12 protein-coding genes are annotated in these 8,065 nt (G+C 41.6%); 3 read left to right on the plus strand and 9 right to left on the minus strand.

Translation table 11 applies throughout. From position 1 onward, the window contains the following. The coding region (locus tag LC574_RS15865; RefSeq protein ID WP_229454406.1) for a DEAD/DEAH box helicase at positions 1-216 on the plus strand (216 nt) is incomplete at its 5' end. A gap of 59 nt (positions 217-275) precedes the next feature. On the opposite strand, the gene LC574_RS15870 is transcribed toward LC574_RS15865, so the two are convergent. The 4 genes from LC574_RS15870 to LC574_RS15885 form a co-directional block, all read right to left on the minus strand. Beyond that, on the minus strand, positions 276-1,808 hold the full coding sequence (locus tag LC574_RS15870; RefSeq protein ID WP_229454407.1) for a hypothetical protein: 1,533 nt from the start codon (positions 1,806-1,808) through the stop codon (positions 276-278). Between the two features lie 195 nt (positions 1,809-2,003). Beyond that, positions 2,004-2,417, minus strand: coding sequence for an NAD(P)-dependent oxidoreductase (locus tag LC574_RS15875; RefSeq protein ID WP_229454408.1), 414 nt, complete (start codon positions 2,415-2,417; stop codon positions 2,004-2,006). 2 nt (positions 2,418-2,419) lie between these two features. Further along, on the minus strand, positions 2,420-2,731 hold the full coding sequence (locus tag LC574_RS15880) for a hypothetical protein (protein ID WP_229454409.1): 312 nt from the start codon (positions 2,729-2,731) through the stop codon (positions 2,420-2,422). Positions 2,732-2,806: 75 nt separating this feature from the next. Further along, on the minus strand, positions 2,807-3,043 hold the full coding sequence (locus LC574_RS15885; protein ID WP_229454410.1) for a hypothetical protein: 237 nt from the start codon (positions 3,041-3,043) through the stop codon (positions 2,807-2,809). On the opposite strand from LC574_RS15885, the gene LC574_RS15890 reads away from it, so the two are divergent. After that, complete coding sequence (locus LC574_RS15890; RefSeq protein ID WP_229454411.1) at positions 3,032-3,244, plus strand: hypothetical protein; 213 nt, start codon at positions 3,032-3,034, stop codon at positions 3,242-3,244. The genes LC574_RS15885 and LC574_RS15890 overlap by 12 nt on opposite strands. 556 nt (positions 3,245-3,800) lie before the next feature. Here LC574_RS15890 and LC574_RS15895 read toward each other — a convergent pair. Beyond that, positions 3,801-4,388 (minus strand): Uma2 family endonuclease, encoded by a 588-nt coding sequence (locus tag LC574_RS15895; RefSeq protein ID WP_229454412.1) that lies wholly within the window; start codon positions 4,386-4,388, stop codon positions 3,801-3,803. Between the two features lie 52 nt (positions 4,389-4,440). After that, positions 4,441-5,550, minus strand: coding sequence for a glutamate 5-kinase (proB, locus tag LC574_RS15900; protein ID WP_229454413.1), 1,110 nt, complete (start codon positions 5,548-5,550; stop codon positions 4,441-4,443). Positions 5,551-5,633: 83 nt separating this feature from the next. Here proB and LC574_RS15905 point away from each other — a divergent pair, with 83 nt between their 5' ends. Beyond that, positions 5,634-6,095, plus strand: a complete 462-nt coding sequence (locus LC574_RS15905) for a nuclear transport factor 2 family protein (RefSeq protein ID WP_229454414.1) — start codon at positions 5,634-5,636, stop codon at positions 6,093-6,095. 349 nt (positions 6,096-6,444) lie between these two features. Here the strand turns inward: LC574_RS15905 and LC574_RS15910 are convergent, their stop codons facing one another. The 3 genes from LC574_RS15910 to LC574_RS15920 form a co-directional block, all read right to left on the minus strand. Then, the gene (locus tag LC574_RS15910) at positions 6,445-6,984 is read right to left on the minus strand and encodes a YqeG family HAD IIIA-type phosphatase (RefSeq protein WP_229454415.1); all 540 of its coding nucleotides are present in this window, start codon (positions 6,982-6,984) and stop codon (positions 6,445-6,447) included. 53 nt (positions 6,985-7,037) lie between these two features. Further along, positions 7,038-7,664 (minus strand): hypothetical protein, encoded by a 627-nt coding sequence (locus LC574_RS15915; RefSeq protein ID WP_229454416.1) that lies wholly within the window; start codon positions 7,662-7,664, stop codon positions 7,038-7,040. Positions 7,665-7,872: 208 nt separating this feature from the next. Further along, a partial coding sequence (locus tag LC574_RS15920; protein ID WP_229454417.1) for a DUF3727 domain-containing protein occupies positions 7,873-8,065 on the minus strand: 193 nt, incomplete at its 5' end.

The following is an 8,065-nucleotide window of genomic DNA, read 5'->3' on the forward strand; positions in this document are numbered from 1 at the left end:
ATCAACGAACAGCAAATTCTGGACAATCTCGGTATTGAAAGTCTTAATGCCATGCAGAAATCGGCATTAAAAAACATTACGAAAGAAAATGATGTTTTCCTGCTTTCCCCCACCGGTTCAGGTAAAACCCTGGCTTTTCTTTCTTGCCAATCGAAAGACTTTACCTGGTCTGCCAACACTACTCCTGAGACTACTAAACCCTCTGAAACTCGTTGAAAAACTGCGCTCGTCATGCGCTTAGTACGAGATCCAGGGAACCCTGCAACAAGCGCCCTTTACAACATCGGCTTACTGAACCCAATGTTGTCATCAATCACTGTTGTGGGTCCGATCGGCAGCTTTTCTGGGTCTGGCAGGTTGAGTTTCGCGAACTCGATCTTGTCGTTCCACACCTTTCTGAAGAAATCCTTGAACACCTCAACCGTGAGTAACTCGCCAGGGCAGCGACGATATCCGAAACCGAAAGGCGCGTAGCCAGCATAGTCACAAACGGGAGACACCTTGTCATCGGTAATGTTGTAAACAGTGCCAAATGCACTATTGGTTATCTCAGCTTTTCTGCCGTCCTTCACCTCAAATGTCCCTTTGTGGAAAGGGCATCGGGCAAATCCGATTTCTTTAGATTTGGCTTCGTCAATTTGGTCGCTAGTCGGCGCATCTTTGTAGCGATCAGGATTGAATTGGGTTGAGTCCTGCCAGTGTCGTGGGTCTTCACTGGTCGCCTTATGGGGGCTGATAACGTAGCCATATCTATCGTAGGGAGGGGTTCTTACTTCTTCGACAGCAGAGATGCTGCCAGTGTTTGGCGAAATCGTGCGGAATAACTCCATCACGAACCGATCGAGGGGGGTAAAGGGCGAATCGTTTGCCTGGTCATAATCACTTGCCATAGTTTTTTCAAACCATGCCCGGACGTTAGCATCCCCTGTGTCCTTGCTCAGTTTAGACATGAAGTTGTAGAGAGTGTTGCCCCACTGACTCAAGGCAACGAAATTATGGAAGCACTCGAAAACAACATCCTTGCGCCGGAAATCCTCTCCCTCTTCACCATTCTTGATCCAGTAGTATACGAATGTCTTCTGTGGATCTGCAACCGCACCCCTGACCACATCTTCGATTCTTTCATCAATCCACTCTTTCAACAACTTGCGGAGCGATCGCACCCTCATATAATTCTTGTAAACAATCTCCAGTGTTGGGTCTCGATAAGCCAGAACCGTGTTGAAACTCAGCCCGATCTCCCGCACTTCCGGCGGAATGGCATCGCTTTTGACATCCAGGTGTAGATCCCAAAACAGGTCAAAATAGTGATCCAGGTACTGATGCATCAGGGGTTTACTAGCATTCGTGGCATCAAATAGCTGGTCAAAAAACTGAACCACCTTGTCCCCATACATCGGGCGATATAAATCGGGGGTAAGGGCTGAAGCGTAAATCCTTTTTCTCCGATTATTGTCGCCACGTTTTTCGTAACCCTGGATAAATACCGAGAGTCCGTCCTCTTCCTGATTCGGCTCCCAGTTGTCATATAACAGGCCCCAAAAGTAATACGGTAGGGCATTTTCCTTGGTGAATATTACATCAATCATGGGCAGGGATAGCCTCTCTCCTTTATAGGGACTGGTTAGGAAAGCAGGCACGATCACATACTTGATGTAATCGAGATCAAAAGTAAGCGAGAGTAATTCGTGCAGACGACTGAGGGCTGCTGCCTTTCTCTCAGGCAGTCTTGAATGTATATCTTCCTTAATGTCGTCAGCCAGGTTAGCGAAAAATTCAGACAAATCAGGAATAGGGAAAAAAGACATAATTTGACCTCATTGTATTATTTGCTGCAACAATCTCATTTGGCTACGTGAGATGCCAGGAAGCAACCGAACTACCGCCATAGACTTTGGTTAAGGTTGTCCAGAGTACCGCAGGGACACGATTCACTAAAGGCACTCTGCTTTACGGAATCCGCGATCGCTCTGCTGTTGTCGGAATCTCAACCAATACGGAAATCAGCAGCGCACTGAACCCCTACCTAAAACCAAAGGCATGAATACGTAGTGAAAAAGAAAGCGTGTATCCGCCGCACTGTCACCCACACCCAGGGCAGACTCGTAGATAAAGCGCCGCACATTCATCTTTTCCATTGCTTGCAAAATGTGATGAATGCCATGCGTGAGCGATGGAACTTTGGTCAGCAGATTGTTTGAACTGAGCGCACATAGTGCCCCATCGTGCCCTTCAACAGCGCGTTCAACCTGTTCATAGTTTGTGACATCCCCTAGCGTAATTCTCAAATTGTCGTGCTTAATATCAAACTTGTCGGGGTTTCGCACAAACGCTGTAATCTTGTGGTTTTGCTCAAGGGCTTGCTTGACGATCTCCCGTCCAGTTCGTCCCGATGCACCAAAAATAAGGAGTTTCATGATCAATTTTTTTCATCGTAGTAATGAACATTCTTCTTCAACAACAAAGACATCATACACAAAAAGAGCAATGCATTGGCGAGGTTTGGCAGTTGGCGCAACCACAAATCGGTAACTAGTAGGCGATCAAGCAACGGAATCGATAAACCGTCGTTGCTGAGTTGAACCTGAATCGGCACTTGAATTGTGAGGGTTGAAATCCAGGCGATTATTTTAAATACAATCGCAAGTGCGATCGCCCACAGCGGAATCACTACGGGTCGAAACCACAGCAGCAGAATCGTCAGAATGCTGGCAACAACGATTGGAACCACCAAAAAAACCGATCACTCGCGGACTGACAGCCTGGTGATACGAACGGAACTCATCCGCTCCGATTAAATTCAGATTCAGAATATTTCATGACCTACAGGCTTTCCACTGTCAATTTCACCATGTAAGTTATCGGGTGTTACTCGTGACAGTAGTTCATCGAGGTCATCTACTTTTTCACTTAAGCAAGGTAAGTTGCTCGTAATGCTTTGCAATGCTAAAGATTCTATAGATTGACCAGTTAACTCAGCAAGATGATGCAATTGCTCAAACAGGGATTCTGGAATTTCTAACGTCAGTTTTTGGTTAGCCATCTTTGGGGAGATTCGATTGTTGTTAAAGTATTCGCTGGCTTTACATTTCGTTACATAGGTCGATTTTTTAACGCCGACTTACTTACTACCTTAATTCCATCTGCTTATAACGATTTTCCTGCTAAAGAAATTGCTGCGATCGCATTTCTATTATTTGAGTATAAATATTTTTGTCGGAAGATAAATACCATCAATTATTAATAATATACTATCGTCACTTAAGTGTTCATGCTCGCAAGCCTTATAAAAGGGTTACAGATCCAAAATCTGCAAGTTAAATTCGCTACAGCTTGTTTGAATATTTTCAATATTTATCCAGTTTTATGTGTTTTTTTTTACAGTATACTACGTGTAGTTGCCACCCTCTAGTGTCGAGATGAGGAAGCGATACTAATACTGCGTGAAGACATACCAAATTTAGTAATTAAAGCCTAAGGAAACTACCGATGGAAGAGAATTCACCATTTCAATCTTGTTTGGGACTAATTGTTTTGTTAATAGTATCTAACGTCTTGTTATTTGGTTTCGGAAAGATTTTTGCTCCAATTATATGGAGAAGCGAAAATGATAAGTTTTGTCAAGAAAAGGGTTATTGGTACGCAGAAGACAGCACTGTTTTAAACAGTGTAAACTGCAATAGTTGGTTTGTAAAACCAAGATAGTCTCTCCAAGAAAGTGGTAGCAAATTTTGGTTGGGCGTAAAGACATTGAAGCTTATCGCCAAATATCGCTTATTTTATTGTTTTACAATCTACTTTCACTTTTGTATAAGTTGGCGAAATTCTCTAATCGCTTCCAAGGGAGAGGACAACAAAATACAACGATTGAGCAGGGATAAATCTAATTCTGGTAATAGCTCACTTGTAACAACTTTCTCATATTCTTGCTCTCGTAAGCAGTAAACTTCAATTGTGCCATCTTCCCAAAACCAAACTTCCGGGACTCCCATTAATTTGTACTTCTGTAACTTTATGGGACTCCCGCTAGTAATGACTACTTCAATACAGAGGTCTGGTACAGGTTTGTCGCTTCCAAAGCAATAAGATAAGTCAGCTTGATATTCTACTATCTCAGGAATAACCTGGCTAAAACTCCCACTGGGGAAAAATTCAATGCCCTGTTCCAAGAAATACTGCCCCAAGAGCAAACCAGTTAAACACTTAATTGCCTCATGAGGCTTGCCAATACTCACAATTTCTAAGATCCCCTTACAATAAAACAGCCGCACCCCTGGCACATTTTCAAAGCTGGCTTGAATCGCTTTAAACTGTTCCCAACTTAACCCATGTCTGAAGAAGCGTTGTTCTTCTGGGAAGTTAACAGCATTTTCTAACGTTTGAGTCATAATATTTTTCACTCTCGCAGTTAGTACTCACGAAATTTATCTCATTTCCATCTTAAATCAAAACCAAATTATCCCGGTGAATCACGGTTTCCACACCTGCATAGCCTAAAATTGCGGAAATTTCCCGCGAATGACAGCCGCGAATCTTTTGCAATTCATCGCTGTTGTAATTCACAAGTCCTCTAGCAATTTCGTTACCGTTGCTGTCACACAATTGCACTGCGTCCTGTGTGCGAAACTCTCCTTCTACTACCTTAATTCCAGCTGCTAATAACGATTTTCCCGCTAGAGAAATTGCCGCGATCGCACCTTCATCTAAATACAATTTACCCACAGGTAGAAGTCCGTAAGCTATCCAACGTTTACGCGCCGAAGTTGGTTCGGGTTGCGGTTCAAAATGCGTTCCAATAAGTTCACCCTTGATAATTTTTTCTATATTCTGGGGAAATCGCCCTTGGGTAATTACGGTACGAACTCCCGCCGCGATCGCAATTCTGGCAGCCGAAATTTTTGTCACCATACCGCCAGTACCCCACTGAGAACCTTGGGAACCTGTTTGTATTTGTAATTGAGCTAATTCTTTAATGCTACTAACTAAAGCGATGGGTCGCGCATCTGGTACGGAACGCGGATCGGCTGAGTACAGCCTATCGACATCGGTAAGCAAAAATAGCCAATCTGCTTCTACTAGGCTGGCAACTAATGCCGAAAGGGTGTCATTATCACCAAATTTTAGTTCGTCTATTGCTACGGTATCATTTTCATTGACTATTGGGATCACTCCCAGTCCCAATAGTTCCTGAAAAGTGTTATAGGCGTTGAGATAGCGGCTGCGCTGTACTAAGTCGCTGCGAGTCAGTAATACTTGAGCGATCGCCTGTTGCAGGGTAGTAAATAAATCATCGTATATACGAATTAACCTGCCTTGTCCAACTGCTGCTACAGCCTGTTTTAGTGCGATCGCTTTGGGACGTTCAGTTAAGCCTAACCGCGCACAACCTACCCCCACAGCACCAGAGGAAACTAAAATCACCCGATGTCCTTGGCGTTTTAAATGGCAGAGTGTTTCCGCCAAGGTGGCGATCGTAGAAAGTGCTAATTGTCCCGTTTCTGGTTGAGTTAGGCTAGAAGTACCGATTTTGACAACAATTGTTAATACCATCTTTGAATTTTAGATTTTAGATTTTAGATTTTAGATTCAGATTAAACATCTTGCAATACGGTTCAGTTAAGAAAAAATAACTTGTGAGTTACAGGGCAGTCGAGTTAAAATTTTCTGTAATTTACCAGCCATTGCCCTTACTAAAATCAACCGTAATAACATCAGGAGAGTCAATCAAGATGATGACGATCGAGAGATTAGAAGAAAAATTGCGACAAGCAATGCTCGATAGTGATGTGCCGATCTTAGATGAATTAATTGCTGACGATCTGATTTTCACCATGCATACAGGTCTAGTAGTCGATAAGCAATACGATTTGGATGCACATCGTAGTGGAATGCATAAGTTTACTAAGGTCGAAATTGACGATCGACAAATTCTTAATTATGGTAATTTTGCTGTGGTCGCAGTTAAAACATATCTGGCGGGAATTCACGATCAGCAAGCTTTTTCAGGTACTTATCGCTTTACTCGCGTCTGGGCAAAGCATCAAGATCGATGGCAAATAGTAGCGGGTCATGTTTGTCAATTAGTTTCTCTTTAACGAACTTTGGGGGTTTAAGTCCCCTGTCTCTACAGGCAGGGCTATTTCATTCTATTTTTAGGACAGTTTTTACGAATCTTTTTGAGAAAAATAATAATTTAGCCTAGCAACCTTTTTGGGCTTTCCTATACGTCGAACTCACGTTATTTTAAATTCAATCCAAAATCCAAAATTGGAAAGCGCCAATCCCTCTATAGTGAAGGTTGACGCTTTACGGGTGTATATTTACTTATTATGAGTTAGGGTCTTTTTTGGCTGACCCCATGTTATTAATACTTATGATCCCCGATTTTTGGATTCCAGTAAGATTCTTTAATCATTTCTTTAGATTTACTTTCCTGACGATTTGTCAACTTTTGTGAATCTTTCTTTCTTTGGGGGTAATAGAGGCTCCCAGAATTTCAGATATCCAAACTTCAAAGTTGCGGACAGGATGAGAGCGCAAGGCTGCGTCTGCATGAACAATCGGTTCGACTAAAATAGTAAACATTCCTAGGCGATTACCTGCTATGACATCCGTAAATAAGCGATCGCCTACCATCCCCACTTGATGAACTGGTAGATCCATTCCCCTAAGTGCTGCTCTAATTTTGCGTCGGGAGGGTTTAGCTGCACCCAAATAGTAAGGTAGGTTGAGCGATCGCGCAATTCCACCAATTCGCGCTTCACTCAGGTTGTTACTCACCAAACACAATGCAGTACATCTGCGAATTTGCTCTACCCAATCTTGTAGTTCTGGAGAAGCTATTCCTACTGTAAAGGGTACTAAGGTTTCATCTACATCCAATACCAGCCCTTTAAGCCCGTATTGTTGGATAATATTTGGTGTTAGATTCAACACTGAACCTTCTAAAATCAAGTCAGGCTGTAAAAGATTGTTCCAGATCATAGTCAACCGTCAAATTTAAATAGCTCAGACAAATGAGCATAACTCAATGTAGTTTAGTTAGTCGAACTAGATTCTGGAATATCTCCCTGAACACTTTGAGATAAAATCCCTAAAATCTTATCTATCTCTTTGATGTAATAATTATTCAAATCAATAAATATATCGTTTGATTCTAACTTCAAAAACTTCCAAATATCCCCCGTTGTTACCGCGCCATAAATTTTCCTAATTTCATTTCCTTCCTGTTGATTAAACAATTGTGCTGCTAACATTGTCGCCGCACATTGGCCTAATCCACCTTTAATATTTTCATTTTTGGCTTCAATAATAACCACCACAGGCACATTAATTGTTAATTGCTCTTTAGCACGACTGATGATAAAGTCACAATAGCCATTCAGACCTTTTTCTACATCTACATTAAAATCTGTTCCTGAAAATAAACTAATTGGATAATTAGCCCTGCGTCTTACCTCCAACAAAATTGGAGTGATAATCATTTCTGAACGAGCTTTTTCAGTATTAATTGCTAAAGCCAGTTCTGCCGTTTCTTCTAAAGAATTTATGAGTTTCTCACTTGGCTGTAAAGGTTTTATGTCGGCACATAAATCAGTTTCTTCATCAATGTGGATGCTGAATGACTTTTTAAATTTACTTAATGTAAAGTCGCTATAAGCCATTTTCAGCACCTCATAACAATTTTGGATTTTGAATTTTAGATTAAAAATCCCTACCGAAATGCTTTTTCCAGGATTTTAAAAAATACTAATTGTCCCAATTTAGTGTCAATGTTTCATCGCTTCCACATTTAATGGGACATGGTAAAAGGTTTAAGTAGATTTTGATTACAATCAAAAATTCCCAATTAAAAAATTGGAATTTTTAATCTTATTCCACTTCATTAAAAAGATGTTCCTCTAACAGAGGTTGCACTTTCCGAAACTCCTCTGGAGAAAGTAATTCCGGTTCACCTGTTTTTGCTATCCGTGCAAAAAACAACAGGGGATCGAGGGGTGTATAAATTGCATACTCCTGATCTTCATCATAGAAGCTAGCGAGTAGCTGTAATTGCTCTGGCTCT

Source organism: Nostoc sp. CHAB 5715 (assembly GCF_020829685.1).
Taxonomy (GTDB): Bacteria; Cyanobacteriota; Cyanobacteriia; order Cyanobacteriales; family Nostocaceae; genus Nostoc.

Bases quoted from the DNA above. Each gene is read 5' to 3' on its own strand.
- LC574_RS15870 (WP_229454407.1), bottom strand. From the start codon at position 1,808: ATGTCTTTTTTCCCTATTCCTGATTTGTCTGAATTTTTCGCTAACCTG.
- LC574_RS15875 (WP_229454408.1), bottom strand. From the start codon at position 2,417: ATGAAACTCCTTATTTTTGGTGCATCGGGACGAACTGGACGGGAGATC.
- LC574_RS15885 (WP_229454410.1), bottom strand. From the start codon at position 3,043: ATGGCTAACCAAAAACTGACGTTAGAAATTCCAGAATCCCTGTTTGAG.
- LC574_RS15895 (WP_229454412.1), bottom strand. From the start codon at position 4,388: ATGACTCAAACGTTAGAAAATGCTGTTAACTTCCCAGAAGAACAACGC.
- proB (WP_229454413.1), bottom strand. From the start codon at position 5,550: ATGGTATTAACAATTGTTGTCAAAATCGGTACTTCTAGCCTAACTCAA.
- LC574_RS15910 (WP_229454415.1), bottom strand. From the start codon at position 6,984: ATGATCTGGAACAATCTTTTACAGCCTGACTTGATTTTAGAAGGTTCA.
- LC574_RS15915 (WP_229454416.1), bottom strand. From the start codon at position 7,664: ATGGCTTATAGCGACTTTACATTAAGTAAATTTAAAAAGTCATTCAGC.